This is a genomic window from Photobacterium sp. HL06, from assembly GCF_059552575.1.
The window spans coordinates 1,417,034-1,443,829 of the sequence record NZ_CM183914.1 but is presented as its reverse complement, the minus strand read 5'-3'; the positions used below and the strand labels follow the sequence as shown (position 1 = coordinate 1,443,829).

Here is a 26,796-nt window from a genome sequence, read left to right as displayed (position 1 = left end):
ATAGCAACGCTAGACATACTCAACCTGTGTGATTTTCTTATGCTAAAATTATTATAGTTTTGTTTTCTTAGGCACAAAGAAGTGATTAGTTTATCAAGATTCAAGATTCAGATGGCCGTCGTATTTATTTCATCTATATTGGTATCTTGTATATTGATGTTTTATTCCTCTACAGACGAAGCTGAGTATTTAGAGGTATTCACAGAAGGAGGCATTGCCTTCAGTTGCCTTTTTCTGATGTTTTGGGTTGAACAGTTAAATGTTAAAGGTTCACGTAACATTTACCGACTTCTTCTGATATCTTCCATCTTCTTGTATCTTGGGCATTTATTAGATGCTGCAGATGAATTAACGGTTAGGATCGCCATTCTCGATGTTCTTGAAGATATTTTTATGCCCGTGGGGTTTTTATTGTTTATATATGCCAATTTCCGCTGGGTAGATTTTCATGAAAAGCAATCTAAGCGTATGTGCAGGCTGGCAAATTTAGACCCTCTCACAGGGCTGTTAAACAGACGAGCATTTGACCTAAAAAGTAACTTAATGCTTCATAACCTCTATCAAAACAACAGACAGGTAAGTGTCATCATTATAGATATAGACCATTTTAAGCAGGTGAATGATCGCTATGGACATCAGTGTGGCGATCAAGTATTAGTGAAAATAACAACAGCCATGAAATCTACCCTTCGGAAAAATGATTATATTTGTCGGTTAGGAGGGGAGGAATTTGCTGTACTCCTGTACGACACCAACCTCAAAGAGTCCCAATGGGTTGCAGAGAAAATTCGGGTTTGCGTAGAAAAACTAAACATAAACGTTGGACAGCAAGAAGTTAAGTGCACGATCAGCCTCGGTCTAGCCATTGGCTACGCAAAAGAAGGAACACTGGAAAGGTTTATTGAAAGTGCTGACAAAGCGCTTTATCGAGCTAAGGCACAGGGCAGAAATTGTCTAGAAATTGCCAATTATCCTATAAATTCACCTAGCTTGAATAACACCAAGGGCTAAGATATAGCCCAGTGAGAGGATTTTATTTGACGATTTAGAAAACAGCACTATTCGTCATAGAAGGGATTAGTCATGGAACTGTTTTTCATTTTACTTATCCTGCTTGTAACCACCCGGATTTTTGGTGAAATCGCCGAGCAACTCGGTCAGCCTAGCCTAATTGGCGAACTTATTGCCGGTATTATGCTTGGTGCCATCGCAGCCCAATATGTTGACGAAATTCCCTATCTCAATGATCTCGGCGACAGCCCTGTTTTTAACACAATCACTGATCTAGGTATGTTTTTTATCATGCTGTTTGCCGGGCTTGAGCTGCAACCTAACCGACTCATCGAGTACTCACGGGTTGCCTTGTCTGTTGCCATCAGTGGTATGGTACTACCAATGATATTTGGCATCGGGCTTGGGTGGCTATTCCTTCCTTCATCAAATCTCCTTTTTGCCCAATGCATTTTCCTTGGCACGGCACTGGCAATTACTGCGGTACCCGCGACAGTAAGAATATTAATGGATCTTGGTAAACTCGGATCACCGTCAGGACAAATTATCATATCGGCCGCTGTTTTCGATGATATTCTCAGCCTGCTCTTACTAACTTGGCTCACGGCTTTAATTGGCAATGGATCTACTGGAAGTGGTGTCGAATTATTGCCGATGTTCCTCAAAGTAATCGCATTCTTTACGATCACAATCCTTATTGGCGTCTTTATTTTCCCTTTCGGTGGCCGTTTCATCAGCGCAATTAAACAACAGGAGATCAAATTTAGTGCCCTGTTAGTTGGTGCTTTGGCTTTTGCCGTTCTGGCCGAAGCCCTCGATCTGCATTTTATTATTGGTGCCTTTATGGCCGGACTATTATTTGACCGTAAGACCATCGACCAAGCATCCTACGACGATGTCCATGATAAAACGTCTGCCATGACCTATGGCTTTTTAGCCCCGATTTTTTTTGCATCAGTCGGGCTACATTTAGATTTATCTGCCATCTTTGAGGTACCACTATTTGTCGGGTTTCTCCTTCTCGCCGCTTTCTTGGGCAAATTCCTAGCGGCTGGGGCTACAGCTCGCTTAATGGGGCTTTCCTGGCAAGAAGCCACGGCCGTCGGTGTCGGAATGAGTGCCCGCGGAGCGGTGGAACTTGTGATAGCTGACATTGCACTCAAAGCCGGATTATTCAATGATCTAACGGTGAGCACACCAATAACCGAAAATATCTACTCAGCAGTTATCATCATGGCTGTAGTGACTACGCTGCTGACACCAATATTACTAAAATACATTTATGCACCACCGAAAAGATCAGCCTCGTAAAATTAAGCTTTACACATAGTTAGCTACCAAAGCGCAAATAGATAACCGCGGGGGCAATGTGATAACGATATTTTTAGTTAATAGTATTATTGCCGTAATCGCCGTGATTATCCACTACGAGTTTTTATATCACCTCACAACATTGATCCCCAAAATGATCATGCTCCACCGTCTTAGAATTGTTTTTGGGGTGTTCGGTGCCTTGATAGCCCACACCGTGGAAGTATGGGTTTTTGCCTTTGCTTACTATTTTATGCACCACTCTGAAGGTTGGGGGCATCTGTCAGGAAACTTTAATGGCAGTCTGTTCGACTGCGCCTATTTTTCATTTACAACTTTTACGACCCTCGGCTTTGGCGATATTGAACCAACGGGCAACCTAAGATACCTGACAGGAATAGAGTCGCTAATCGGTTTGGTCTTGATCACTTGGACAGCTTCATTCCTTTACCTTGAAATGCGGCGCTATTGGAGCATAGGCAAATAAGCTATCCGAGCATTCCTAACAATAGCAGTTAGCCCTACGACAGCATATTCCAGAATTAGCATTCCCCTGAATTGCGCATCAGCAATTAAAAAATACTCACCTTACTGTCAGTTGTGGCCGCCCGAGCGCTGAAGAGGATACCTCGGAAGAGGCTCAAAGGCTATCGCCCATCGTCGACCTTTGGCATAGGTAAACTAATTTGATGCAACCGTTTGCCTCATAGAAAACCCTGTAACACCCCGCATAAAAAGTACATAGATCCCATGCAAATAGAGTAAAAAACACAAAACTCATGCCAAATCAAAATTATCCGTTAAAGATCAGTATAAGAAAATATGAATATAGACATTAGAAAATATAATGAATATAGATCATTTTTTGCGACAGAGCGCCCGTGTTTGGTAACCCCTGTAATGTTAACATCCCTCCCGCAATTACAATTTATTACAAAATTTTTCCTTTATTATCCATTAACAAAGAGATGTGGTTATGTGGAATAGACTGAATAAGTCAATGATGGTTTGCCAGATGATGTTTGGCCTATCATTTTACGGCGTGATGGTAATTTTGACCCGATTCTTCTTAGAAGATCTCGGATATAGTGAAGCTGATACAATGATGGTGGTAGGTGCCTTCTCCTCTATAGGTCCTCTATTTGCTATCGCCGGCGGATTCATCGCCGATAAGTTCTTGGGGGCATACCGCTCTCTGACACTCGCCTATGGTGGGTTTGCAGCCGGATATGCGCTGTTGGTATTAGGTGCCTCGACAACAAATATCTCACTAAGCCTTGTCGGTATTGCGTTGGCCAGTTACTCCCGAGGCCTGATGTCTCCTTCTTATCCGAGCCTATTTAAGCGCACGTTTACTACTGAAGAAGAGTTTGAAAATGGCTATCCGGTTAACTATTCAGTTAACAATATCGGTGCACTCTTTGGACAATACCTATTCCCGATGTTCGTTCTTGCGATTGGGTTTAATGGCAGCTTCATGTTGTCTGCCTCTATGGCATTCATCGCATTTGTGATTCTGGTTATTTCTCGTAAACCATTGTTATCCGTTGGCGCAGAGATTGATCAACAGCCTGTAAGCCCTAAGAACCTGATTGCATTTGTCGGTATTTCACTTTCGATGATTGGACTGGTATTTTTCATGTTCTCCAACATGGATATCGGTAAGAACATCGTTTACGCCATCGGCGCGGCTGCAATCGGCTACTTCATTTCTTTGATGCTTAAAGCCAAGAAGTCTGACTCACTGAAGATGGGTACTATCCTTATCATGACAGTGCTGACGACAGCCTTCTTCGTCTACTACGGCCAGATGATGACATCCATGACCATGGTAACCATCAACACAATGCGTGGTGACCTATTTGGATTCATTCCAATTGCTCCAGAAGCTTCAATGGCGATGAATCCCCTATGGTGTATCGTGGGTGGACCACTCATTGCCATGACATTCTCTTCTTTAGAGAAGCGTAACATCAATTTCTCGACAGCGACTAAAGTCGGTTTTGCGTTTATTCTAACGGCCATAGCGTTCGGTATCCTTACCTTTGCAGTTATGACAGTTGGCACTGACGTGGTGATACGTCCAGAGGTATTCCTGGCTATCCACTTCTTCCAGGCACTTGCTGAGGTAATTGTAGGTAGTATGGTCGTTGCCTTTATTCTATCTGTTGCTCCCAAGCACATTGAGAATTTCTCTGTAAGCCTGTTCTCAGTCGCTATCGCTATGAGTGGGATCGTCGGTGCAGTTTTCTCTACTTCGATCGCACTTGAGAAAGGCCAGGAAATCACTCAGGAAATCGTACAGAGTGTATACGGCGGCTACTTCAGCACACTAACCATCCTGGCTGTTGTAATGGTGGTTGTAGCCCTTATGGCATCCCGCGTTATCCGCGTTATGCTAAAAAGCAGCGAAGAAGCACAAGAGATGGCTTCTGCGCCAGCTGAAGGTTAATCAACCTAAAACAACTCATCCAGTTGGATTCGTCGCAATATATTGAAAGGGCCTCCTTGCTGGAGGCCTTTTTATTTTACAGCCAGGCATTACCAGTTAGCTCACAACCCCAGTTTCCCCATTAGAGTTATGGCTTTTATCTTCACATCCCCTACACTTGGGCTTGTAGGACTTTTTTGTCATTGATGTTAAATTTATCCTGCAATCATCATTAAAACAGGAGGGCGGTTATGAGCTTGACCAGGTTACTTTCTCACGTATTGATGCGTAAGCGTGCTGAAGATAAACATGCAAAACTGAAATCTCGGTTGGACTATGCAATGTCTCAGAATTCATTTTCTGGCTATCAACATCAAGCCAAAGATAACCAGCACAAATAGAAATCTATACTTGTCTTGATAACTAACTATAGAAATCTGACCGTCGATCTCCCTATAGTAATTAGATAGACAAGTCAATCACATTCTCTATAAAATCCACACGTTAAAACGTCCTTTTTCCTAGTAAGCTAGACTATAGCTGTATCGGAAAAATTTAGTGGGCGGCAAAGATGGCTTTCGGGCTCAGTGCTATAGGCAATTCTAAATGGTGGTGGCCAACAAGGGGAATACTCGCGGCAGGGCTATTAGTACTGCCTCCCCTGGCAGGGGCATACTGGTCAGGTAAACCTCTGGCACCGTATTTAGATTTGTTGCCCTCAACAGTCTATGTGCAGCAACCTCCCTTTTCATGGCCTATTTTTATTTTTCTGGGTGTATTGATATCGGTTTGCAGCCTTCCCTTTCTGTATCGCCTATTCCATACGAAAAGTTTACCTGCAAACATGGCCCAGATGTATACACCGTTTCCTTGGTGGGGTTGGCTTGGCATTGCGCTGATCGCAGTCAACTGGACCCTCACGGGGATAAACTTCGATGTGCCGAACGGTTGGCAACGGTATACCTTCACGCCGCTTTGGCTGGGATACATACTGTTAATCAATGCGCTGAGCGTAAAACGTAGTGGCAGCTGCCTTATGTTAAAGCGGCCGAAAATATTTCTGCTGCTATTTCTCGTTAGCTCAGTGTTCTGGTGGTTCTTTGAATTTCTCAACCATTTTGTACATAACTGGTATTACTTGGGGCCCCCTATCACACCACTCACTCGCGTCCTCACTGCCAGTCTGTCATTTTCAACGGTGCTGCCTGCTGTGCTCAGTACTGTCTACTGGATGGCAACGTTCAGGCGAGTACACCATGCTTATACCAACTATTGGACATTCAGTGTGCCATACCCCAGGTTCGTAGCACTTCTTAGCTTGATTGCTTCAACCCTGTCACTGTTCGCTCTCGGAGCATGGCCTAATTCGTTTTATCCGCTAGTCTGGGTATCTCCACTGATTGTATTGGTGTCATTGCAGGTCCTTGCTGGCCAAAAGACAGTCTTTTCTGTATTGCAAAGGGGAGATTGGCGGCCATTCTGCCTGCCTGCACTAGCCGGGCTGCAATGTGGTTTTTTTTGGGAACTGTGGAACTATGGCAGCGCGGCTCCTTGGAAGTACAACATTCCTTTTGTTAACGATTTTCATCTGTTTGAAATGCCTTTATTGGGCTATGCCGGCTATTTCCCGTTCGGACTTCAGTGCATTCTGATCGCTTCTTTTCTGGGTGTTGAAGTGCATGCAGCTCCGAGTAACAAACCATCCTAAGGCCAATTAAGCAACAACCAATAACCGCCTGCAAAATGTTCACAAAGTACCCGAGCTCGAAAATGACTTAGATTGCGGTACGCACCCTGACGGTATATTCATAAACAAACTTGATGAAGTTGCTAAAATGATACCACATGCTAGCCATACAACCCGTATTCCATATTCATCAGCAATAAGGCTAAAGACTAATGAGGCAAGTACACTGCCAACCGTCAAGCTTAGAGAAACGATTGACAAAGTTTGCGAGCGATAACGACTTTCGGTGTTTTGATGCAGCAGTGTTCTTTCAGAGCTTGCCCCCAGAGTAAATAGAAAGAAAAAGGCTAAATAAGCGATACTAAATGAAAGTACATGTGTCGATTCTGCTAGCAGTAATAATAAACCTCCAGCCATAATACGACTTGTCATTAATAACATTCGATGAGAGCCCTTAAACAATTTTATACTCAGCATTGACACCAAAGACGATGATGCTGACATTAAAAAGTACAAGCTTGACAATACTCCAAAATAAACCAGCCCCAATCCTTCTTGCTCAACTAATATATGTAACTGGGGTTGCCAATAGGTTTCAACACTCGCCAGAACAGCACCATAGAAAGCAGTCGTCATCAATAGCCACTTGAGCACTGGATGGCTAGCACTGCTCTTCAACACTTCCATGCTATGCTGAATAAATGTCAATTTTTGTTCAGTATCGCTTGTTATATCATCTTTCATAACCTCTTCATCTATCATGAAATGTGTGGCAACGATTAAAGACATAGTAAGAGCAACAATCACAATCAAATTGATTTCCATCGCCTCACTCAGTCCTAAATAGACGGTTAGATCATAAAGGTAACTAGGAAGATAAGAACCTGTTAGTGCACCTAATGATAACCCAATGGTGATAAAGACACTGACAATAGAAGTCGCTTTAAAATAATCTAGGTTCCCTCTCAAACCAATAAACCTGTCATAAAACCACGCGTCCAGTGTGCCTGAATACAGAGCCCTGGAAAGTCCTAACAATACAACAGTAGCAATGATAGGCAGTAGTGAGCTAGCAAACAGTAGCAAACTTGTACCAATACAGTTAACACCCATCGATAACTGATATACGACCTTTCTACCATGCCTGTCTGCAACGCCACCAAATGGTACTTCGAACAAGGCTGTACTGCCAATCCAACATGCCATCACTAAACCAATCTGTCCCAGCTCAAGTCCTCGAGCCTGAAATAGCAAGATGATAAATGGAATACCAATTCCGACTATGAACCAATGTATAGCCTGATGTAGCGCATAAATAATTACTAGTTTTTTTCTTGTCATCTCAATCTAACTTCTTTCTGAAATTATTGAAACCAAGCATCAATTATCTGAGCCATCTTGACAAGAAACTTCAAAAAAGTATCAATGTATGATACCTAAAGGAAATTATGATGATATCTAGGCAGTAATAGTGAAGAAATCGCTCGAGGAACAAATTTGTATTATTCTCAAAAAATATGTAAAAAGCGCTGGGTATTCATACAAAGACCTTGCGGTATATTTGGATGTTTCTGAAATTAGCATCAAGCGCCTGATGAACAATCAGCAAGCCTTTTCCATGCAAAGGCTTCTTTCGATATCAGATTTTTTGAATATCCCTTCTTCAAAAATTATAAAAGAAGCCGAGGAAAGTATTCAGGGAGTTGCCCTTTATACAGAGTCTCAAGATAATGCCTTTTGTAACAACCCATCACTGTATTCTTTTTTAGTCGAGCTGATGGAAGGCAATAAAGCTTGCGATATTGCCGAGAAGCATCAACTAAACAAACACTCTCTTTATTTATACCTAAGAGAACTTGAGCGATTAGCTTTAGTACGTATGACTTCAAACAGTTCATGTTCCTTGCTAATCAAAAAACAGACTGCATTTGCCGTTGGCTCAAAATTTCCAAATTACTTCAAACACAAGGTCATCAGCCGACTGTATAAGAGAACATCAAATATTGAAAAACATGATCAAAATGCTTTTTTTCTGATGGTTAAAACGTCACTGACACCAACCCAATTTAAAGAAATCAACCATAAATTAGAAGAGTGGTTGTTTGGAGAAATGTGCAATAACCAGAGCTCAGCAGAATTAGCGCCAAACTCAAAAGAATACACGTTTGCAATGATGGCAGCCCAAGGCGTATTCCATGATGATTTACCCCCTATAACCGCAATGAAAGCAACTCCAGTTAGTTAAGCTTGGGTTGGTGGAGCTATCATGACCGCTAGCTGTAAACATCTGCCGATGAATTACAGCCAGCACTATATGCGGTTATGAACTCAACTCTATGGGAGCACTCGTCGAGACGACCTTGAGCGAGAGTGTCAGGGAAAACGTCGCAACGGGGTCATCCCCATCACAGGCCGGACAAGTCACTGTTACCGAAACTGGCTCATTGATCCGCTCACCAGTTTCATGACTTTGTGTCAGCATCTCGCGGATCATTTTCCCCTGGTAGCAGCTGAAGATCACATCATCTTCTGGCCTGCGCAGAAACTCTCCTTGCACCGATTTAAAGGCAAGGGAAACATCCAGCCCTGAGCTATTGGCCATATCCATTGCCAGCAGGCCTGCGGCCACATCCGCGCCGATGGCCAATGCGCCAAAGTACATGCTCTCGAGATGATTTTTGGTCTTTTCATTCAGTGGGATTTTAAGCGACAAATGATCGTCACTGATCTCCAAGATCTCGGGAGTACAGTAATTAATCAACTTAACCTTATGTTTGCCAAACTGTTTTAGCATCTCATTGGCTTTCGCGACTCTGCTTTCCATTGCCTTCTCACTTTATTATCAACTCATTAGACCAGTTAAGCCCTAGGGCTTGGAAAAGTCAAATTCATGATTGAAAAATGTAAAAAATCCCCGACAAGTTCATGCCGGGGAGCGCAAATAAGAGGCAAGGAGATTATTTATGTTAAGACTGCTACTGGATCACCGCGCCCTGCTCTACCCAATTCCCGATAAGCGCGCGCTCGTCATCAGTCATTTGAGTCAGGTTCCCAAGCGGCATCACCCTGGTCTGTACCGACTGCGCCATAATACGGGGCGCATTGACTTTAATTTCATCCGGGGTATCTAAAATCACCCCTGCCGGAGCCGTTTTAAACGCGGCATGGGTTGGATTGGCTGAGTGACATACCGAGCAACGCTCCTGAATGACGTGGTTCACATCATTGAAGCTGATCGTATCTGACTGGGCCTGGGCGACGTCCGTATTAGCCTGCGCGGTTGCTGGCTGCTCAGCACTCACCGATGCTACTGGCGCTGCAGACATTTTTGCTGCATACGGTGAAGTGACAAACGCCAAGGTGATCATCCCAAGAGCGGCAGCCGGAATTGTCCAGGCGTACTTCTGACTATCATGACGGGTATTGAAGTAGTGACGGACAAGGATACTGAATACCGCAATGCCAGCTAAAATCAACCAGTTATACTCTGAGCCATAAGTGCTAGGGAAATGGTTGCTGATCATGATGAACAAGACCGGCAGCGTCAGGTAGTTGTTGTGACGAGAGCGCAGCAACCCTTTCGCTGGCAGTTCCGGATCCGGTTCCCGATTTTCTTCAATTGCTTTAACCAAACCGCGCTGAGCCGGCATGATGACACGGAATACGTTCCCCACCATGATCGTACCGATAATCGCCCCGACATGGATATAGGCACCACGTCCGCTGAATACCTGGCTCAAGCCATATGCCGTGCCGACCAGACCAAGGAACAATATCGCCCCGAGCAGCATAGGGGTCTGGCCCAGTTTCGAGTCACAAAGGAAATCATAGATAAACCAGCCCGCGACCAAGGCAGCAACCCCTAAAGCAATCGCCGTGGATGGTTCAAGCCCCGATCCCGGTGCAATCAGGTAGATTTCTGCGTTGAGGTAGTACACGACCGCTAGCAGGCAAATACCTGAAATCCACGTGAAGTATGCTTCCCACTTAAACCAGTGCAGCTTTTCCGGCATTGTCGGGGGAGCCAGCTTATATTTCTCCAGGTGGTAGATCCCGCCACCGTGGATCGCCCAGAGATCACCGGATAACCCGGTTTTCGGATTAACGCGGTTAAGGTTGTTTTCCAACCATACAAAGTAAAATGAAGCACCTATCCATGCTACACCCACAATCATGTGAATCCAGCGAATCGCCAGGTTCAACCATTCAGTCATATGTGGATCCATAACTAACTCCTGTCATGTTCAGCGCTCTGATCGCCCCTTGGCTTATCAGAATGCTTCGGTTAACGCCGCCTGCTCCAAACTGTCCAAAGCCAACACCACCTGTACATCATCGGTGAAATAAACTTCGTCACAGTTGTTGCCCTCGCCTACTCGATCAACGACCAGGAACTGATCCTGCTCGCTGAGAGCCAATACCGGGTGATGCCAGACACCTTTGTGGTAATTCACCCCTTGTTTGCCATTACTCAAAAAAGCTCTCAGGGCCGTGGGATCTGGCTTGTCGCCTTTGGGGGCAACAAGGATCAGGTATTGATTGCCCAGAAGCGGAATAAATGCCTGCGAGCCGAGCGGATGACGCTCCATCATTTTTATCGGCAGTGGGTATTGCAGCGGCGTGGCTTCAAAGATGCTGATAATTGGCGTTCCGCCTTCATCTGCCACATCTACATCAGCCATCCGGTGATAACGGCGGGTCGATCCGTTGTTGATCATAAAGTAGTCACTGGCTTCTTTATCAATCACATCACCAAATGGCTGGAATGCTTCCTGTGTTAGCGGTTCAATGGTCAGCTGCATTACCGTAGTCGCTGGTTGCATTATTCTCTCCTGAGCTAAATGATTACTCTTGATGTTTAAAACCAAACAAACGCAGACGACTGATCCCGCCATCCGGGAAGATATTCAGGCGTACGTGGGTGATCGACCCAAGATCATTCACCTGATCGGCAAACTCATGAATACTATCAGCCGCAAGTTTTTGTGATGGCAGCAGCTCGCGCCAGAACAGGCTTTGGGTTGCCACCTGATCATCAGTGCCACCTTGTACATAAGCTGCCTGGATAGAACAGCTATCCGGGAAATTGCCTTTGAAATGTGCGGTATCGAGAACAACTTTGCTGATAGATCCCGTATGGCCCAGCGCGACAATTACCCAATCATTACCCGGTGTACGGCGTCGGGCGGTTTCCCAGCCGTCTCCCATGTTCTCACCACGTCCCGGACGAAGAATATTCGATTTTGTTCCGAAGTGTTCATCGCTGCATGCCAGTGCACGGCCGCCGTTTTCCAAAGCAATCAAATCCACTTCTTCATCGGCAGAGATATTTTCCCAGTCCACACTTGGTAGACCGAAAACCCGCAAGCGTGCCACACCGCCATCAGGATAGATATTCAGGCGTACATGGGTAAATACCTTTTCATTTTCAATCTCATGCTCATGGTGGCTATCACCCTGAAGGCTTTGCGAGGTCAGGATCTCTTGCCACTCGGCTGTGTCCGTTGGATCACAATCCGGGCTGTAGCAGGCATCGACAGATGCCGATGGCGGGAAGTTCCCGGTAAAGAACGAGGTATCGATATCCAGCCCTTTGATAGTGCCCGCGTAACCGAGACGGACAACACAATAGTCGTAGCCTTCACCACGTTTGCGGCGTGATTCCCAGCCATCCATCCATTTGCCGTTATCGTCATACAGGTCGTCTTTAAATACCGGTAGTGCATTACTGATCAAGCGGCTTTTATCGGCAAAGAAATCATCAGTGGCATAAATCGCTTCCGCGCCAATTTTTGCATCTGCCAGATTGACGTACTGTTCAAATTTCGTTGTCATTTCCATTCCTTTATCAATTCCATTAGTGATGAAATGCGTGGGTTGAGTAAGTTCTTGGGACATCAGACGAGGCTTACATGTCCTGCAGGCGAAAAAGCGCGATTTTATTGATCTCTTCTATCGCCTTGGCGAACTCAGCTGCACTGTCATTTCCTAATCGCATCTCAAAGGATTCGAGAATTTGGTAACGATTGGCCCCTTTCACTGCCATGATGAAGGGAAACTTGAAGCGCTCTTTGTAGCTGTTATTAAATTGGGTAAATTGTTTAAATTCTTCCGGGGAGCATTGATCAATCCCCGCTCCGGCCTGCTCTGCGGTTGAAGCCGCTGTCAGCTCACCATTCACAGCAGCGCGGCCGGCCAAATCCGGGTGTGCATTGATCAGGGCCAGCTGTTCCTTGACGTCGGCTTGCAACAAGATGCCCGCCATTCGCTGATGCAACTCTTCAACTCGGTTGTCGGTTTCAGAAAGGCCATCATCATAGGCCCGCTCCGCCACCCACGGGCTGTGCTCGTAGATATCGCTAAAGTGGGCGACAAATTCTTCACGGCTCATTTGAGCTGGCTGACAGGTGTTAAAGCGCGCCATCATTAAGACTCCTTCATACTTGGGTGCGGATGGTGTTCATGCCAGTGCCGGGCAATGTCAATTCGGCGGCAAACCCAGACCTTGTCGTGCTGCTGGACATAGTCGAGAAAACGCTTCAGTGAAGCGATGCGGCCCGGACGGCCGATCAGACGACAATGCAGGCCGACCGACATCATTTTCGGGGCGGTTTCACCTTCTTCATATAAGGTATCGAAGGTATCTTTGAGGTAATTGAAGAACTGATCACCAGCATTAAATCCCTGTACAGTCGCAAAGCGCATATCGTTGACGTCCAGGGTGTAAGGGATCACTAGTTGCGGTTTGTCGCCCTCTTCATGCCAATAAGGGAGGTCGTCATCATAAGCATCAGAGTCATATAGGAAGCCGCCTTCTTCTGCGACAATCTTGCGGGTATTGGGACCAGTTCGGCCGGTGTACCAACCAAGCGGGCGCTGCCCGGTGATCTTCTCAATGATCTCAATCGCTTTTACCATATGATCACGCTCTTCGCTGTAATCCATATTCTGGTAGTCAATCCAGCGATAGCCATGGCTACAAATTTCATGGCCGGCTTCAGTCAATGCCTTTGCGACATCGGGATGGCGCTCCAGAGCCATAGCCACGGCAAAGACAGTAAGCGGGATATCATATTTTTTGAAGAGCTTTAGCACCCGCCATACACCAGCACGGCTACCATATTCATAAATCGATTCCATGCTGATATGCCGCTGGCCTTCAAAAGGCTGCGCTGATGGAATTTCTGACAGGAAAGCTTCTGACTCTTTATCTCCGTGCAAAATACAGCGCTCGCCACCTTCTTCGTAGTTCAGCACGAAAGAAATCGCGACTCGGGCATCATTTGGCCACTGAGGATGAGGAGGCGCCTCACCATAGCCAATCAGATTACGCGGATAGTCTGTACTCATCACATGACTCCTTTCTAACGATTCAAATGCCAATCACGATCCTGCTGCTTGGCAACGTGTTATTTAAATATTTAACACAGATTGTATACAATCGAAAGTCAAAATGTAAATTTTTTGTTTAATTGACTTTGAGGTCAAATAACAGAATCTCACCAAAGCCCTTTACTATCAACGTGTAACTTCAAAATTTGTCATTTACCCCACAAAAAGACTTAACATTTCAGTTACAATGCGCTTTACTATCCAGGTGCATTGTGTACATAGTTAGTAAAAGTTAAATACAATTCAGAATAAGAGCCCATTGTCATAGGCGACTACCTGTTGACATGCAACCTCTTATCGATATTGATCTTTTTAAGTTAACTAAGGAGAGCGCTCAGCGCGTGACAGACCATGGGACGATTAACGACACATGTACTTGATACTGCAAATGGTGTTCCAGGCGCAGAAATAAAAGTGGAACTGTATCGAGTTGAAGATACATCTTTGCAGCGGATAAAAACCGTTTATACCAATGCAGATGGCCGAACAGACTCAGCGATTTTGGAAGATGACAATTTCAGCAAGGGAAAATATCAGCTGGTCTTCCATACTGCCGACTATTTCAAACAACTGGGTGTTGAGCTGCCTGATATTCCCTTCCTTGATGACGTAGTGATCCGTTTCGGCATCTCAGACACAGATTCGCACTACCATGTGCCTCTGCTTGTATCCCCTTATAGTTTCTCAACTTACCGGGGGAGCTAGAGCGTCAAACTATCTCAGATCGGGCAGCAATCAACACCGCCTGCCCATTAACACCAAAATAGGAAATCATTACTCGCCTTCCCCTTTGAATGATTGTGGTATTCACAGGCATCGGCATGCACCGTTCTGGATGATACAAAAAGCTGGAATGCTTTTTACGATGTTTACCAACGATGAATATTTAAAACGCTTACGTAAACTATCCAGACAAATGGTAGCTATACATTTAATTGTGAACGATACAGACAAAAATTGAGTTCATTTTTAGAACGTTAGATAGAGGAATGTAGTCATGAATGACACTAAGGCAGAAGTGCTAAATGAAAAGGAAATGGGGTCAGCCCCTTTTCTGGAACGGTTTTTCCAATTAAAGGCACATGGAACTAACGTAAGAAATGAGCTCATCGGTGGCCTCACCACCTTTGCGACCATGGCTTATATCATTTTTGTAAACCCGAGCATAATGTCTGCCTCGGGAATGGACGCCGGAGCAGTCTTTGTTGCTACCTGCATCGGGGCCGCGATTGGTACCCTGTTGATGGGGCTGTTTGCCAATTGGCCTGTCGGGCTGGCTCCGGGAATGGGGCTCAATGCTTTCTTCTCATTCACTGTCGTCGGTGAGATGGGCTATAGCTGGGAAGTCGCGCTTGGCGCTGTCTTTATTTCAGGTGTGCTTTTTGTTGGCATGAGCTTTTACAAGGTCCGGGAATGGATCATCGAAAGCATACCTGAAAGCCTGCGCTATGCGATGACTGCCGGTGTCGGCCTGTTTCTTGGCCTTATCGGCCTAAAGACAGCCGGAATCGTGGTCGAAAGCCCGGCAACGCTAGTGACCCTGGGCGATTTTACCCAGCCACAAGCCCTGCTGGCAGCCATCTGCTTCCTGATCATCGCGGTACTGAGCGAGCGTAAGGTGTTTGGTGCCGTATTAATCGGCATGATTGGTGTGACGTTGGTTGGCATGATGCTTGGCCTTGTCCAGTACCAGGGGCTGATTTCATCACCACCAAGTATCGCACCAACCCTGTTTGCTATGGACATTACCGGCGCGCTAAACATTTCAATGGTCAGCGTGATCCTCGCCTTCCTGTTCGTCAACATGTTTGACACCGCGGGTACTTTAATGGGCGTGGCGGATCGCGCCAACCTGGTCAATAAAGAAACCGGTAAGATTGAAGGGCTGAGCAAGGCCCTAAAAGCCGACAGTATTGCCAGTGTTGCAGGTGCCTGTGTCGGTTGTCCGCCGGTAACCAGTTATGTAGAAAGTGCTTCAGGGGTTGCTGCAGGTGGACGAACCGGCCTTTCAGCCATTTTTATCTCCGCCCTGTTCCTGGCTGCAATTTTCTTCTCGCCGCTGGCTGGCATGATCCCAAGCTATGCCACGGCAGGTGCCCTGATTTATGTTGCCTTTGTAATGATGAGCAGTATGCAGCATGTCAAATGGAACGACTTTACCGACGCGGCGCCTGCTGCCATCACCGCACTGATGATGCCGCTAACCTTCTCAATCGCCAACGGGATTGCGCTGGGCTTTATCACCTACACAGTCCTGAAGGTTGCTACCGGCAAGACTAAAGATGTGTCGATCAGTATGTACGTTTTGACCGCCATCTTTGTCGCCAAGCTGATTTATATCGGTTAAGCCAAAAGGGCGTTTTCATCCGGGATGAAAGCGCCCTTTTAATACTCACTCCATTTGGGGTAACCGAACTCCAGTTTTGCTCCCTGGCCAAAAAGCAGAAACCAGTGTGACGCTACGCTGTTTGTAGAAGTCATTCTTTGTACAGAAAACGTTAATTCGAACGATGGATTACAGAGGATCACCAATGAAACTTCTCTACACACTTAATGAACGTCCCCCTTATGGGATCACCCTGTTACTGGCACTGCAACACATGCTCGCATCAATCGGGGGAATTGTCGCCGTTCCCCTGATTGTCGGCGCGTCAATCGGCTTACCGACGAGTGAAATCGTCACCCTGATCAATGCCGCGCTATTGGCATCCGGTATTGTTACTATTGCCCAGTGTCTTGGCATCGGCCCGGTTGGGATCCGACTTCCTGTTGTGATGGGGTCCAGCTTTGCCTTCCTTGGCATCGCCATCGCCATCGGTAACAAAGACGGTGTTGGCGGGATCATGGGGGCCAGCTTAGCCGGATCCTTTGTGGTTATCGCTGCCAGTTTCTATATGGATAAAATTCGCAAGCTGTTCCCGACGGTGGTCAGCGGCGTCGTTGTCACCTTGATTGGCCTCACTATCTTGCCGGTGGCAATGAACTGGGTTGGTGATGCGCCTGCTGTCAGCCAGGAATTCGCTACCCTGCCCAAACTCTTTCTGGCCTTTACCTCTTTGGCAATCGTGATTGGCGTATCCGTTTACTGTAAAGGTGCTGTTGCCGCCTCAGCCATTGTTATCGGCCTGGCGGGTGGTTATATCGTTGCGCTATCTATGGGTATGGTTAACCTTGAGCAAATCTCAGAAGCGGACTGGGTCGGCCGACCGGAGATCCTCAAGTATGGCCTGACGTTCTCGGTTTCTTCGATTATCAGCATGAGCTTGGTGTATCTGGTGGTGATCGCCGAGGCAACCGGCGACTTCATGGCGTTGGGCAACAACTGTCATACCAAAGTCTCGGGCAATGATCTTAAACGCGGCCTGCTAGGCGACGGCCTTGGCAGTACGCTAGCGGCATTCCTCACAGCAATGCCATTGGCTTCATTCAGCCAGAATGTCGGCATTGTCGGCATCACCGGGGTGGCCAGCCGTTTTGTCGTGGCAACAACTGGTGGACTATTAATCCTTGGCGGTTTATTCCCTAAACTAGCAGCTGTTGCAGTCACCATCCCCAAACCGGTTCTTGGTGGAGTCGGTTTTGTCATGTTCGGCATGATCGCCTACGCCGGTATCCGTATGTTGATCAAAGCCGCAGACACCAAACGTAACGCACTGGTAATCTGTGTGGGTATTGCATCAGGCTTGGCCGTCACCATCGAGCCGCGCCTGATCCAGCACCTGCCCCATGATATTGCAAACCTGTTCCACTCGGGCATTACGACAGGCACGATTGTCACCGTACTGCTCAACCAACTGCTGCCTGACTCAGAAACTAGTGATGAAGAGCCTGAAAGTGGTACCGAGCAACTATCAGAGGTAGATGCACAACCTTTGGCATCGCCAAAAATAGCAGACTCCGAGCGATAAACCATTTGCTGCCTGGATAATATATACGTTCAGGCAGCAACACCGATAATAGTCGTTGTTGGCAATACGATTACTTAACCAAACCTCTCTATTAACAAGCAATGTGATAAAGACCCTCTCCCCTGAAAAGGTTGAGATGGCTAAGGATTACTATGAATGGAAACCATCTGGCTTAAAAACCCTTTAGCAATGTACACCGGAACCGATGAAGATGCCCGCGGGGGTGTGGTCATCCAAGGTAACACCATTATTGAGCTGATCCGTTTAGGTCACGAGCCCACCCATAAAATCGATACGGTTGTCGATGCCAGCCAGCATGTTGTGACACCCGGGTTGGTCAATGCCCACCATCACTTTTACCAGACCCTGACACGCGCCTACCCCGATGCGCTCAACAAAGAGTTGTTCCATTGGCTTAAAACGCTCTACCCTGTCTGGGCTGGGTTAGATGAAGAAATGATGAGCCTGGCAACGGAAGTCGCACTGGTAGAGATGATGATGTCCGGCTGCACCACAGCGTCCGACCATCACTACCTCATTCCAACAGGCCTTGAGCATGCCATCGACCTCCAGATCGAGGCAGCTAACAAACTGGGCGTTCGGGCCATTTTCACCCGTGGGTCAATGAGCCTGGGAGAAGATGACGGTGGATTGCCACCGCGCCATACCATTCAGACCGAACAAACCATCATTGATGATAGCCAACGGCTGATCCGTGACTACCACCAGCGAGGTGACGGTGCCATGATTCAGCTGGCACTCGCCCCGTGCTCGCCTTTCTCCGTCACCACTGATCTGATGAAAGAAACGGCACGAATATCCAAAGCCGAAAATGTCATGGTTCACACCCATTTATGCGAAACCATTGATGAAGAGGACTTCTGCCTGCAGCGCTTTGGCCTTCGTCCGGTTGACTACCTCGAAGATGTCGGCTGGCTGAATCACCGCACCTGGCTAGCCCATGGCATTCATTTTAATGATGAGGAAATTGCCCGCCTCGGCAAGGCCAATGTCGGCATTTGCCACTGCCCGTCTTCAAACATGATGCTGGCTTCCGGGATCTGCCGAAACAAAGAGCTGGAGGCTGCAGGTGCCAACGTCGGCTTGGGTGTTGACGGCTCGGCCTCAAATGACGGCTCGAACTTGATCAATGAAGTTCGCATGGCATTGTATATCCAACGGTTGCGCTATGGTTCTGCCAATGTCAGCCATTTTGATGCACTGCGCTGGGCGACCTCGGGATCAGCCAAAGCAATGGGACGGAATGATTTCGGTACACTATTGGCTGGAAAGCAGGCGGATATTGCCATGTTCAGGCTAGATGATATTCGCTTTTCCGGTGCCCACGATCCGCTCGCTGCATTGATTCTGTGCGGTGCGTATCAGGCTGATCGTGTAATGGTTGCTGGCCAGTGGCGGGTTCATGATGGTCAGGTACTCGGTGTAGATCTCGAGCAGTTGCTGTCTAAACACCGCAACGCGGCCAAACGCCTGGCTCATAAAGCTCAAGATTTGATGTAACCCTTACCTTACCAGAAACAACAAGCCAGCCTTTAATACGGCTGGCTTGATTGCTACTGTCAGAAACGTTTATTTAGGTTGTTCTAGCTGACAACCGTTGATCACCAAATGAGTCAAAAACTCTGCAGCATCAGCAAAATCCTGTTCATCAAGCTGCTCTTTGTCCATGACTTTGCAGATCTGCCAACTGAAGTCTGCATAGGTCTGCGTCGCAGCCCAAATCGTAAACATTAGATGCTGTGGTGAGACACGCGCCATCGCTCCACGTTCGATCCAGCTATCAAATTTGGCGATTATCATCTTTGATTGGCTATGAAGCTTATCGGCAATATCTTCCGGCAAATACTTGGCACCGGACATGACCTCATTGGCAAACACCTTGGAGGCATATGAGTGGTCACGGGATATTCTTAGTTTGGTCTTGATATATTCACTTAACGCTTCAGCTGGATCATCAAGTAGTTCAACCGGTTTCGACGCCTCGAGCAGAGGTAACGTCACACTCTCAAGCACAGCCCGATACAAGTTGTCTTTGGCCTTGAAGTAATAATAGATATTGGGTTTTGGTACTTCGGCGGCCTTGGCTATGTCAGCCATCTTGGTTGCCGCATACCCTTGCTCAGCGAACAGCTGGCAAGCAACCTTAATAATCAGCTCTTGGTTCTTTTCTCTTATTCGTGACATTGACAGCCCAGCCTTCCCGATAATTCCAAATTCCAAACGAAGCAACCACCGGAGTCATTAGCAACTGAACAGTGTTATTATTCAATATGCCAGCGCATTGTTTTATTTGGTTTTTCTATATTAATGGATCTCTGATTGCAGTAAAAGCATCATATAGATAACTCATCAGTACCACACCTGTCGCTCAAAAAACACACACAACATAACCACAACAAATCAACACCCATCAACACATAAAAACCATGAATTTACAATAAGTTACAACCAGATCGCCAATATGACAAATGTTAACGATTGGATATCAACCCGTAACCCAATGGTAATAACAGGTTTATCAAAAAGAAGATTACCAAGGCTGGTTTTGTGCCCAACCACTAAGTTTCTACACAAAATTACCTTACTTTACATACGGCTTATCACTAACCGATCTGACTCAATTTTTTGTAAGTTCATCAAAGGTAAATTAACTCCCGTTGAGTGAGGAGTTGAATATGGATATAAAAGTAGCTCAGACTAACCAATCGGTAACCGAGCTAACCGAAGATGAACATCTAATCGCATCATGGGAACCAGCAGTAGATGCACTGGCTGCCTTATTCGGCACAAGTTGCGAGGTTGTTCTGCACTCATTCAACAACTTACAGTGTTCAGTCACCAAGATTGCCAACGGACATGTCACCGGACGACAGGCCGGCGCGCCTGTCACAGACTTTGCCCTGCAGAAGCTGACTTCTTCATGTGGTTCAAAGTGGAGCACCTACTTTACCCGAACCAAGGATGGTCAGGTGATGAAATCAGCATCAACAACAATCTGCAATCGAACAGGTAAACCAATCGGAATGCTTTGTGTCAATTTTAGCCTCAATGCACCACTGGCCAGCATGATTGACGCATTTAGCCTGCCAGCAGAAATGCCGAATGCACAAGAGCAAATCCGCAGTGAAACATTTGCCACCTCAGTAGACGATCTCGTGAGCCAAATTATCAATCAGGTTAATAATGATCCTAATTTGGCCAGTAACCTTAAAAATAAAGAAGTTGTTTGCCAGTTATTTGACCGCGGTATTTTTGAGTTAAAAGATTCTCCAGCTTTAGTTGCCGAAATGCTAGGTATTTCAAAACATACTGTTTATTTACACATTCGAAACCATAAGAATGATTTATTGATTTCATAGTTTTAATAACCACCTTTAATTATTATTTTGTCAGTTTATGACTATTATTTTTCACACACTTTAGGATTGAGCATGAAAAAAATTAGGACTGTTAGAACACCCATTCCACAAGCCAATATGTAGAGCCTACTTTCAAGAATTACAGTTATTTATAACGGATTTTAATAGTTACTCAAACTCGATTGCAATTGGGCTCTAACGACCAAAGACAATCAAAAAATATCAATTATGATAATTATTGAGTGGGATTAATTAAACTAATGTGTTTAATTACGGATTCGCTCGCCATCTTTTAAGGATTAGCAGATGACTTTTAGTGTTATATTTAACCTCGCAATATTTGTTGGGTTAATACTTTTCTTATACCGACTTCAAACTAAATATGTCACCTTTACCAAACGTGTCTTTGCCGGCCTGGGTTTAGGTATTATTTTTGGTGGTGCATTACAGGTATTTTACGGAGCCGGTTCAGAGGTCATTAAAACCAGTATTGATTATTTCAATATCGTCGGTGTCGGCTATGTCAAGCTGCTCCAGATGATCATTATTCCTTTGGTTATGGTCTCTATTATTTCGGCGATCCTTCGTCTTAATGGTGGCACCTCCCTGGGTAAAATCAGTGGCATGACAATCGGTGTCCTAATTGTCACCACCATGATCTCTGCCGCTGTCGGTATCGCAATGGCTAACCTATTTGGCCTGACCGCAGAAGGCCTGACATCTGGAGCTGCCGAAATCGCCCGTGGTGAAGCCCTGGAAAACCGCCTTGGTAACGTTGAGGCCATGTCGTTTGCCAAGCTAATGATTGAGTTCCTGCCTGCCAACCCATTCCTGGATATGACAGGTGCGCGCCGTACATCAACAATCGCAGTTGTGATCTTCTCGGTATTTATCGGTATCGCAGCAACAGGGATCGCCCGTAAGAAACCTGAAGTCTTCGCCTCTTTCGAAAGCTTTGTCGGCGTCGCTCAGGCAATTGTAATGCGTATGGTGACCTTAGTGCTGCGCCTGACCCCGTTTGGCGTACTGGCACTGATGACCAAGGTGATCTCTGGCTCAAACTATGCCGATATCATCAATCTGGCTAACTTTGTTGTTGCATCTTACAGTGCAATCTTCATTGTCTTCGGTGTTCACCTGGCACTGGTTGCTTTCGTTGGTATCAACCCTATTCGCCACCTGAAAAAGGTCATTCCTGTTCTGCTGTTCGCCTTCACATCCCGTACAAGTGCAGGCTCAATTCCGATGAATGTCCAGACTCAGGAAAAACACCTGGGTATCCCAAGCGGTATCGCCAACTTTTCCGCGTCATTCGGCTCCACTATCGGCCAGAACGGCTGCGCCGGTATCTATCCTGCGATGCTAGCTGTGATGATTGCACCAACTGTCGGTGTTAACCCAATGGATATCAGCTTCCTGGCAACGCTGGTTGCCATTATCACCGTAAGTTCATTCGGTGTTGCCGGTATCGGTGGCGGTGCAACGTTTGCCGCGCTGATTGTTCTATCGGCGATGGACTTCCCAGTGGCGCTGGCTGGTCTGCTAATTTCAATCGAGCCGTTGATTGATATGGGCCGTACCGCACTGAACGTATCAGGCTCCATCACCGCCGGTACAGTGACCAGTAAGGTTCTAGGGCAGACCGACATGGAGATCTTCAACAGCGATGCTGAAGTGAACCTCGATGGCGAAGATGCGACTGCTTAAGGCACAATAATGATTCAAAGGGAGGCTCCGGTCTCCCTTTCCCACATAATAATGAGAAACAACCATGAAGATTGTAATTATTGGCGGTGAAGCCGCAGGAATGAGCGCAGCAGCCAAAGCGCGACGAGTTGACCGTGATGCCGAAATCGTTGTTTATGAAGCCTCTGAAGTCATTTCCTTTGGTGCCTGCGGCCTACCGTATTTTGTTGGTGATGAATTCCAGGACCATAACTACATGGCTGAATTCACCCCAGCACAATTTGCCGAGCGCGGAGTACAAGTACTGACATCGCATCGAGTTATCAATATCGATGCCGAGAGCAAAAAACTGGCAGTCCAGCACGGTGAAGAGATATTCACCACCCATTACGACCGCCTGATGATCGCCACCGGTGCCAGTGAAGTACTACCGCCTGTTAGCGGACTCGACAAACAAGGTGTCCATAGCCTGCGCCGTATGGATGATGGCTTATCGCTAAAAGCGGCAATTAACCAGCCTGGCTGTGAACATGTTACTGTTATTGGCTCTGGCTTTATCGGCCTTGAAGTTGTTGAAGCCATGATCCACCAGGGCAAGAAAGTGCGCTTGATTGAACGCGCCGAGCGCCTGATCCCCGATGCATTCGACGTCGAAATTAGCGAGCACTTCCTAACGGAGCTTCAGACTGCTGGCGTTGAGGTTCACCTTGGCGAATCACTCAGTGAAGTGCTCGGTGATGACAAGGTCACCTCAATCAAAACTGACAAAGAGCTCTACCCGACAGATTTGGTCGTCGTGTGCACAGGTGTTAGGCCTAATACCGCTTTCCTAAAAGAAACAGGCATTGAAACATTGCCTAATGGGGCAATCTGTATCGACCAACAAGGCCGTACCTCACTTTCCGATGTCTGGGCAGCAGGTGACTGTGCCAGCATCTGGCATGCGGTATTGCAAAAAAACGTATACATCCCGCTGGCAACGGGTGCCAACAAGCTCGGCCGTCTGATCGGCGAAAATATTGCAGGCAAGGCACTGACCTTCCCTGGCTCGCTCGGTACCAGCTGCGTCAAGGTACTAGGGCTTGAGGCTGGCCGTACCGGTATTTCAGAGCCTGAAGCACAGGCTGCGGGGATCAATTACAAAACAGTGGTGATCAAAGACAAATGCCACACCAATTATTGTGCAGGCCAGTCTGATATCTACCTGAAGCTAGTATACGAAGCAGAGTCGAAAAAGGTACTGGGTGCCCAAATGATCGGTCGCAAAGGTGCCGTTCACCGTATTGATGCCATGGCGGTGGCCATTACAGCCGGGCTAACCACCCAGCAGCTTGGCATGATGGACTTTGCCTATGCTCCACCGTTTGCTCGCACCTGGGATGTCATGAACGTCGCTGGTAATGTTGCCAAGTAACGCCGCACTGCTGCGATAAAAACCAAATGGCTAGGATCTCATCTATATGAGTTCCTGGCCAAACCGTATTAGGCGCGTGATAAACATCACAAATTTGTTGACCAATGGGTCAAGTATTGGTTAAATAGCCCGCAATTTGATCCTAATCACCTTTTTAACGAGTAACTTGCCTATGACAATGACAACCAGCCACACTGCGCACCTGAAGATGTTTGCCTTTACGGCTCTGATCAGCCTTTCGTTCCCGATTGGTAGCCACATCACTGCGCAGTTGAACCCTCTGGTTGTTACCTGGGTGCGTTACCTATTGGCCAGTTTACTCTTTGTTGGCTTAATGATTGGCCAAAAGCAGTTTCGCATTCCAAGTGCGAAAGACTTTGCCCGCTATACGCTGATCTGCCTCCCGGCACTGACCTACTTCGTGACCATGTTTATCGCGTTGCAGGACACCAGTGCGCTTGATACCAGCGCGCTGTATACGACAGTTCCACTCATGAGTGCCGTACTGGCCGCTGTTATCTTTAAACGCCGCACCCCATTGACCGTTATCGTTGCCCTACTTGGCGGTATGCTGGGCGCTGGATTGATCATTTTCCGAGGCGATTTATCAGCGGCGGGCTCTATAGCCCTGACGTCTTCTAATAAAATCTATCTGCTCGGCTGTATGGCAATGGCGCTGAACCCAATTGTGGTCAAGAAGTTTTACCGTGGTGAGTCGATCACCCATATGACCTGCTGGACGCTAATATGTGCCACAGGGCTACTTACGCTAGGTGCAGCTCCGCAGCTGGTCTCGACAAGCTGGTCTGCCATTTCATTTGATATCTGGCTCGGTATTGGATACTTAGCTGTTTTTGCGACAGCACTGAGCTTCTTTTTGTTCCAGCAAGGCAGTGTATCTCTGGCCCCGGAACAAGTATCCGCTTACACCTACCTGATCCCGGTTATGGTGTTATTGGTAAATCGCGCTCTGGGCCATATCGAGCCTTGGTCTCATGTCGGTTTTGGCGTAGTTATTGTGATGCTTTCAATGATGGTAATGATTGGTGGTTCATCGCTGATCATGGCTATTCGTCGCCACAGAACGTCTAGCTAACCTACAACTTGAAAGCTTGTGCCGGACTGCTAGCGCCAAAGCGCACAGTCCGGTGCTAACAATAAAAAAGCCTGTCTCAACCCGGAGGCCAATGCATACTACGGCCACCGAGAAGATGCAGGTGAATATGAAATACCGCCTGCCCCCCCTGGCGGTTACAGTTCCAAACTAGTCGGTAGCCATCCTCAGCCAGTGACAAATCCTTAGCCAGCTTGGTTGCTGTCAAAACCATGTGGCCAATCAGAGCACTATCTTCCTTATCCAGCTCGTTAATGGTGGCAATATGCTGGTGTGGAACAATAAGAATATGTGTCGGGGCCTGGGGATCATTATCATGAAAAGCGACAATCTGCTCATCTTCATAGATCAGCTTAGACGGTATCGCTTTGCTTGCGATTTTGCAGAAAATACAGTCCATTAGAATCCTCCCTCTGAGTTGGTACATTCAACTATAGTTAAAAGCAGTTCACCTAGTGGTGAAAGTTTATACCTATCTGCAGACGCTAGAGGGCATGATCTGCTATGACTACAGCCTTTATCACCCATGGAGATTACTTAAAACATACGATGGGTGAAGATCATCCCGAATGTCCAGAGCGGCTGGGGGCCATAACCCAATATCTGGCATCAACTGAACTCGGCGACCGAGTAAAGTGGTTAGCAGCCCAACCCGCATCTGAACAGATGTTGGAGAAGGTCCATCCTACAGACTATATCCACTGGCTTGACAGCCTACAGCCTACAAAAGGGCTGGTTTACGCCGATCCCGATACAGCACTCAACCCTCACACCATGCAAGCTGCGCGCCTAGCCGCCGGCGCAGTAACCATGGCAACCGACATGGTGCTTGACAAAGAGATCACCAACGCCTTTTGTGCCGTACGGCCTCCCGGGCACCATGCCGAAAGAAGCACTGCCATGGGGTTTTGTTTTCTCAACAATATCGCGGTTGGGGTTGAACATGCGCTAAGCCATGCTGAGATAGAAAGAGTCGCCATCCTTGATTTTGACGTCCACCACTGCAATGGCACGGTTGATTGTTTCAAGGATCGGCCAGAGGTACTGGTATGCTCAACCTTTCAGCACCCTTTTTATCCCCTTAGGTACTATGATATCCAGCGGCCCAACATTATCAATTCGCCGTTGCCCGCCGGAACCAAAGGCAGCGAGTTTCGCCGTACTGTTGAGCGTGACTGGCTACCGGCTCTGCACCGCCACCAACCACAAATGATCTTTGTCTCAGCCGGTTTCGATGCTCATAAAGATGATCCGCTTGGGCAGCTTCTGCTTGATGAAAGTGACTACCGCTGGGTAACCAACCTCATCGCTGAAGCGGCAGCTTGCTTTGCCAAAAATAGGATTGTGTCTGTACTGGAAGGAGGGTATGACTTGCAGGCCCTGGCCTACAGTGTCCATACCCATATAGACGTTTTGGCGAGTAATAACTGAATATTGAAAAGGCCAGCAACATCCAATCGGT

The 26,796-nt window shown here is 46.9% G+C and carries 25 protein-coding genes; 16 read left to right on the top strand and 9 right to left on the bottom strand.

The annotated features are described in order from the left end of the window. Nucleotides 1–111 precede the first annotated feature (111 nt). The 6 genes from AC51G0_RS06895 to AC51G0_RS06870 all read left to right on the top strand — a co-directional run bounded on the left by AC51G0_RS06895 (nt 112) and on the right by AC51G0_RS06870 (nt 6,461). Nucleotides 112–1,011 carry a GGDEF domain-containing protein gene (locus tag AC51G0_RS06895; RefSeq protein WP_496301319.1) on the top strand — a complete coding sequence of 300 codons (900 nt, stop codon included), beginning with the start codon at nt 112–114 and terminating at the stop codon, nt 1,009–1,011. A 72-nt stretch (nt 1,012–1,083) separates the two neighbouring features. Further along, nucleotides 1,084–2,322, top strand: a complete 1,239-nt coding sequence (locus tag AC51G0_RS06890; RefSeq protein WP_496301318.1) for a cation:proton antiporter — start codon at nt 1,084–1,086, stop codon at nt 2,320–2,322. Nucleotides 2,323–2,380: 58 nt separating this feature from the next. Next, nucleotides 2,381–2,809: a potassium channel family protein gene (locus tag AC51G0_RS06885; RefSeq protein ID WP_496301317.1), complete on the top strand. Its 429-nt coding sequence runs from the start codon at nt 2,381–2,383 to the stop codon at nt 2,807–2,809. A 489-nt stretch (nt 2,810–3,298) separates the two neighbouring features. After that, nucleotides 3,299–4,774, top strand: coding sequence for a peptide MFS transporter (locus AC51G0_RS06880; RefSeq protein ID WP_496301316.1), 1,476 nt, complete (start codon nt 3,299–3,301; stop codon nt 4,772–4,774). 230 nt (nt 4,775–5,004) lie between these two features. Continuing rightward, nucleotides 5,005–5,154: a hypothetical protein gene (locus AC51G0_RS06875; RefSeq protein ID WP_496301315.1), complete on the top strand. Its 150-nt coding sequence runs from the start codon at nt 5,005–5,007 to the stop codon at nt 5,152–5,154. Nucleotides 5,155–5,597: 443 nt separating this feature from the next. Continuing rightward, the gene (locus tag AC51G0_RS06870; RefSeq protein WP_496301314.1) at nt 5,598–6,461 is read left to right on the top strand and encodes a hypothetical protein; all 864 of its coding nucleotides are present in this window, start codon (nt 5,598–5,600) and stop codon (nt 6,459–6,461) included. A 39-nt stretch (nt 6,462–6,500) separates the two neighbouring features. Here the strand turns inward: AC51G0_RS06870 and AC51G0_RS06865 are convergent, their stop codons facing one another. Further along, nucleotides 6,501–7,781, bottom strand: coding sequence for an MFS transporter (locus tag AC51G0_RS06865; protein ID WP_496301313.1), 1,281 nt, complete (start codon nt 7,779–7,781; stop codon nt 6,501–6,503). Nucleotides 7,782–7,911: 130 nt separating this feature from the next. Between AC51G0_RS06865 and AC51G0_RS06860 the strand changes: the two genes are divergently transcribed. Then, entirely contained in the window at nt 7,912–8,685 is a 774-nt protein-coding gene (locus tag AC51G0_RS06860; protein ID WP_496301312.1) for a helix-turn-helix domain-containing protein, read from the top strand. A 75-nt stretch (nt 8,686–8,760) separates the two neighbouring features. Here AC51G0_RS06860 and AC51G0_RS06855 read toward each other — a convergent pair whose 3' ends face one another. From AC51G0_RS06855 to puuE, 6 genes are all read right to left on the bottom strand, one after another. Then, on the bottom strand, nt 8,761–9,264 hold the full coding sequence (locus AC51G0_RS06855; protein ID WP_496301311.1) for a PaaI family thioesterase: 504 nt from the start codon (nt 9,262–9,264) through the stop codon (nt 8,761–8,763). Between the two features lie 151 nt (nt 9,265–9,415). Further along, on the bottom strand, nt 9,416–10,666 hold the full coding sequence (locus AC51G0_RS06850; protein ID WP_496301310.1) for a urate hydroxylase PuuD: 1,251 nt from the start codon (nt 10,664–10,666) through the stop codon (nt 9,416–9,418). 45 nt (nt 10,667–10,711) lie between these two features. Continuing rightward, nucleotides 10,712–11,263: an ureidoglycolate lyase gene (locus tag AC51G0_RS06845; RefSeq protein ID WP_496301309.1), complete on the bottom strand. Its 552-nt coding sequence runs from the start codon at nt 11,261–11,263 to the stop codon at nt 10,712–10,714. 22 nt (nt 11,264–11,285) lie between these two features. Next, complete coding sequence (alc, locus tag AC51G0_RS06840; RefSeq protein ID WP_496301308.1) at nt 11,286–12,281, bottom strand: allantoicase; 996 nt, start codon at nt 12,279–12,281, stop codon at nt 11,286–11,288. Nucleotides 12,282–12,348: 67 nt separating this feature from the next. Next, on the bottom strand, nt 12,349–12,864 hold the full coding sequence (gene uraD, locus AC51G0_RS06835; RefSeq protein WP_496301889.1) for a 2-oxo-4-hydroxy-4-carboxy-5-ureidoimidazoline decarboxylase: 516 nt from the start codon (nt 12,862–12,864) through the stop codon (nt 12,349–12,351). A 2-nt stretch (nt 12,865–12,866) separates the two neighbouring features. Next, nucleotides 12,867–13,790, bottom strand: a complete 924-nt coding sequence (gene puuE, locus AC51G0_RS06830) for an allantoinase PuuE (protein WP_496301307.1) — start codon at nt 13,788–13,790, stop codon at nt 12,867–12,869. Nucleotides 13,791–14,183: 393 nt separating this feature from the next. Between puuE and uraH the strand changes: the two genes are divergently transcribed. The 4 genes from uraH (at nt 14,184) to AC51G0_RS06810 (ending at nt 19,261) form a co-directional block, all read left to right on the top strand. Further along, on the top strand, nt 14,184–14,537 hold the full coding sequence (uraH, locus tag AC51G0_RS06825; protein ID WP_496301306.1) for a hydroxyisourate hydrolase: 354 nt from the start codon (nt 14,184–14,186) through the stop codon (nt 14,535–14,537). A 292-nt stretch (nt 14,538–14,829) separates the two neighbouring features. Then, nucleotides 14,830–16,179, top strand: a complete 1,350-nt coding sequence (locus AC51G0_RS06820) for an NCS2 family permease (RefSeq protein WP_496301305.1) — start codon at nt 14,830–14,832, stop codon at nt 16,177–16,179. A 184-nt stretch (nt 16,180–16,363) separates the two neighbouring features. Then, a complete protein-coding gene (locus tag AC51G0_RS06815; RefSeq protein WP_496301304.1) occupies nt 16,364–17,740 on the top strand; it encodes a nucleobase:cation symporter-2 family protein in 1,377 nt (458 codons plus the stop codon). A 156-nt stretch (nt 17,741–17,896) separates the two neighbouring features. Further along, the gene (locus AC51G0_RS06810) at nt 17,897–19,261 is read left to right on the top strand and encodes an 8-oxoguanine deaminase (protein ID WP_496301303.1); all 1,365 of its coding nucleotides are present in this window, start codon (nt 17,897–17,899) and stop codon (nt 19,259–19,261) included. Between the two features lie 69 nt (nt 19,262–19,330). Here the strand turns inward: AC51G0_RS06810 and AC51G0_RS06805 are convergent, their stop codons facing one another. Then, nucleotides 19,331–19,945 carry a TetR/AcrR family transcriptional regulator gene (locus AC51G0_RS06805; protein WP_496301302.1) on the bottom strand — a complete coding sequence of 205 codons (615 nt, stop codon included), beginning with the start codon at nt 19,943–19,945 and terminating at the stop codon, nt 19,331–19,333. Between the two features lie 491 nt (nt 19,946–20,436). Here AC51G0_RS06805 and AC51G0_RS06800 point away from each other — a divergent pair, with 491 nt between their 5' ends. The 4 genes from AC51G0_RS06800 (at nt 20,437) to AC51G0_RS06785 (ending at nt 25,316) form a co-directional block, all read left to right on the top strand. Further along, nucleotides 20,437–21,120 carry a helix-turn-helix transcriptional regulator gene (locus AC51G0_RS06800; protein WP_496301301.1) on the top strand — a complete coding sequence of 228 codons (684 nt, stop codon included), beginning with the start codon at nt 20,437–20,439 and terminating at the stop codon, nt 21,118–21,120. Nucleotides 21,121–21,426: 306 nt separating this feature from the next. Then, entirely contained in the window at nt 21,427–22,827 is a 1,401-nt protein-coding gene (locus AC51G0_RS06795; protein ID WP_496301300.1) for an L-cystine transporter, read from the top strand. Between the two features lie 64 nt (nt 22,828–22,891). Further along, nucleotides 22,892–24,220 carry a CoA-disulfide reductase gene (locus tag AC51G0_RS06790; RefSeq protein WP_496301299.1) on the top strand — a complete coding sequence of 443 codons (1,329 nt, stop codon included), beginning with the start codon at nt 22,892–22,894 and terminating at the stop codon, nt 24,218–24,220. A 172-nt stretch (nt 24,221–24,392) separates the two neighbouring features. Beyond that, a complete protein-coding gene (locus AC51G0_RS06785; protein ID WP_496301298.1) occupies nt 24,393–25,316 on the top strand; it encodes a DMT family transporter in 924 nt (307 codons plus the stop codon). Between the two features lie 76 nt (nt 25,317–25,392). Here AC51G0_RS06785 and AC51G0_RS06780 read toward each other — a convergent pair whose 3' ends face one another. Beyond that, nucleotides 25,393–25,734, bottom strand: a complete 342-nt coding sequence (locus AC51G0_RS06780; RefSeq protein ID WP_496301297.1) for a histidine triad nucleotide-binding protein — start codon at nt 25,732–25,734, stop codon at nt 25,393–25,395. Nucleotides 25,735–25,838: 104 nt separating this feature from the next. Between AC51G0_RS06780 and AC51G0_RS06775 the strand changes: the two genes are divergently transcribed. Further along, nucleotides 25,839–26,765: a histone deacetylase family protein gene (locus AC51G0_RS06775; RefSeq protein WP_496301296.1), complete on the top strand. Its 927-nt coding sequence runs from the start codon at nt 25,839–25,841 to the stop codon at nt 26,763–26,765. Nucleotides 26,766–26,796 lie beyond the last annotated feature (31 nt).

Excerpts from the sequence above, each read along its gene's own strand:
- uraH (WP_496301306.1), top strand. The coding sequence starts at position 14,184 with ATGGGACGATTAACGACACATGTACTTGATACTGCAAATGGTGTTCCA.
- AC51G0_RS06800 (WP_496301301.1), top strand. The coding sequence starts at position 20,437 with ATGGATATAAAAGTAGCTCAGACTAACCAATCGGTAACCGAGCTAACC.
- AC51G0_RS06875 (WP_496301315.1), top strand. The coding sequence starts at position 5,005 with ATGAGCTTGACCAGGTTACTTTCTCACGTATTGATGCGTAAGCGTGCT.
- AC51G0_RS06780 (WP_496301297.1), bottom strand. The coding sequence starts at position 25,734 with ATGGACTGTATTTTCTGCAAAATCGCAAGCAAAGCGATACCGTCTAAG.
- AC51G0_RS06805 (WP_496301302.1), bottom strand. The coding sequence starts at position 19,945 with ATGTCACGAATAAGAGAAAAGAACCAAGAGCTGATTATTAAGGTTGCT.
- AC51G0_RS06870 (WP_496301314.1), top strand. The coding sequence starts at position 5,598 with ATGGCCCAGATGTATACACCGTTTCCTTGGTGGGGTTGGCTTGGCATT.
- puuE (WP_496301307.1), bottom strand. The coding sequence starts at position 13,790 with ATGAGTACAGACTATCCGCGTAATCTGATTGGCTATGGTGAGGCGCCT.
- AC51G0_RS06880 (WP_496301316.1), top strand. The coding sequence starts at position 3,299 with ATGTGGAATAGACTGAATAAGTCAATGATGGTTTGCCAGATGATGTTT.
- AC51G0_RS06820 (WP_496301305.1), top strand. The coding sequence starts at position 14,830 with ATGAATGACACTAAGGCAGAAGTGCTAAATGAAAAGGAAATGGGGTCA.
- AC51G0_RS06790 (WP_496301299.1), top strand. The coding sequence starts at position 22,892 with ATGAAGATTGTAATTATTGGCGGTGAAGCCGCAGGAATGAGCGCAGCA.
- AC51G0_RS06810 (WP_496301303.1), top strand. The coding sequence starts at position 17,897 with ATGGAAACCATCTGGCTTAAAAACCCTTTAGCAATGTACACCGGAACC.
- AC51G0_RS06865 (WP_496301313.1), bottom strand. The coding sequence starts at position 7,781 with ATGACAAGAAAAAAACTAGTAATTATTTATGCGCTACATCAGGCTATA.
- AC51G0_RS06785 (WP_496301298.1), top strand. The coding sequence starts at position 24,393 with ATGACAATGACAACCAGCCACACTGCGCACCTGAAGATGTTTGCCTTT.
- uraD (WP_496301889.1), bottom strand. The coding sequence starts at position 12,864 with ATGGCGCGCTTTAACACCTGTCAGCCAGCTCAAATGAGCCGTGAAGAA.
- alc (WP_496301308.1), bottom strand. The coding sequence starts at position 12,281 with ATGGAAATGACAACGAAATTTGAACAGTACGTCAATCTGGCAGATGCA.
- AC51G0_RS06845 (WP_496301309.1), bottom strand. The coding sequence starts at position 11,263 with ATGCAACCAGCGACTACGGTAATGCAGCTGACCATTGAACCGCTAACA.
- AC51G0_RS06850 (WP_496301310.1), bottom strand. The coding sequence starts at position 10,666 with ATGGATCCACATATGACTGAATGGTTGAACCTGGCGATTCGCTGGATT.
- AC51G0_RS06895 (WP_496301319.1), top strand. The coding sequence starts at position 112 with ATGGCCGTCGTATTTATTTCATCTATATTGGTATCTTGTATATTGATG.
- AC51G0_RS06890 (WP_496301318.1), top strand. The coding sequence starts at position 1,084 with ATGGAACTGTTTTTCATTTTACTTATCCTGCTTGTAACCACCCGGATT.
- AC51G0_RS06855 (WP_496301311.1), bottom strand. The coding sequence starts at position 9,264 with ATGGAAAGCAGAGTCGCGAAAGCCAATGAGATGCTAAAACAGTTTGGC.
- AC51G0_RS06775 (WP_496301296.1), top strand. The coding sequence starts at position 25,839 with ATGACTACAGCCTTTATCACCCATGGAGATTACTTAAAACATACGATG.
- AC51G0_RS06795 (WP_496301300.1), top strand. The coding sequence starts at position 21,427 with ATGACTTTTAGTGTTATATTTAACCTCGCAATATTTGTTGGGTTAATA.
- AC51G0_RS06815 (WP_496301304.1), top strand. The coding sequence starts at position 16,364 with ATGAAACTTCTCTACACACTTAATGAACGTCCCCCTTATGGGATCACC.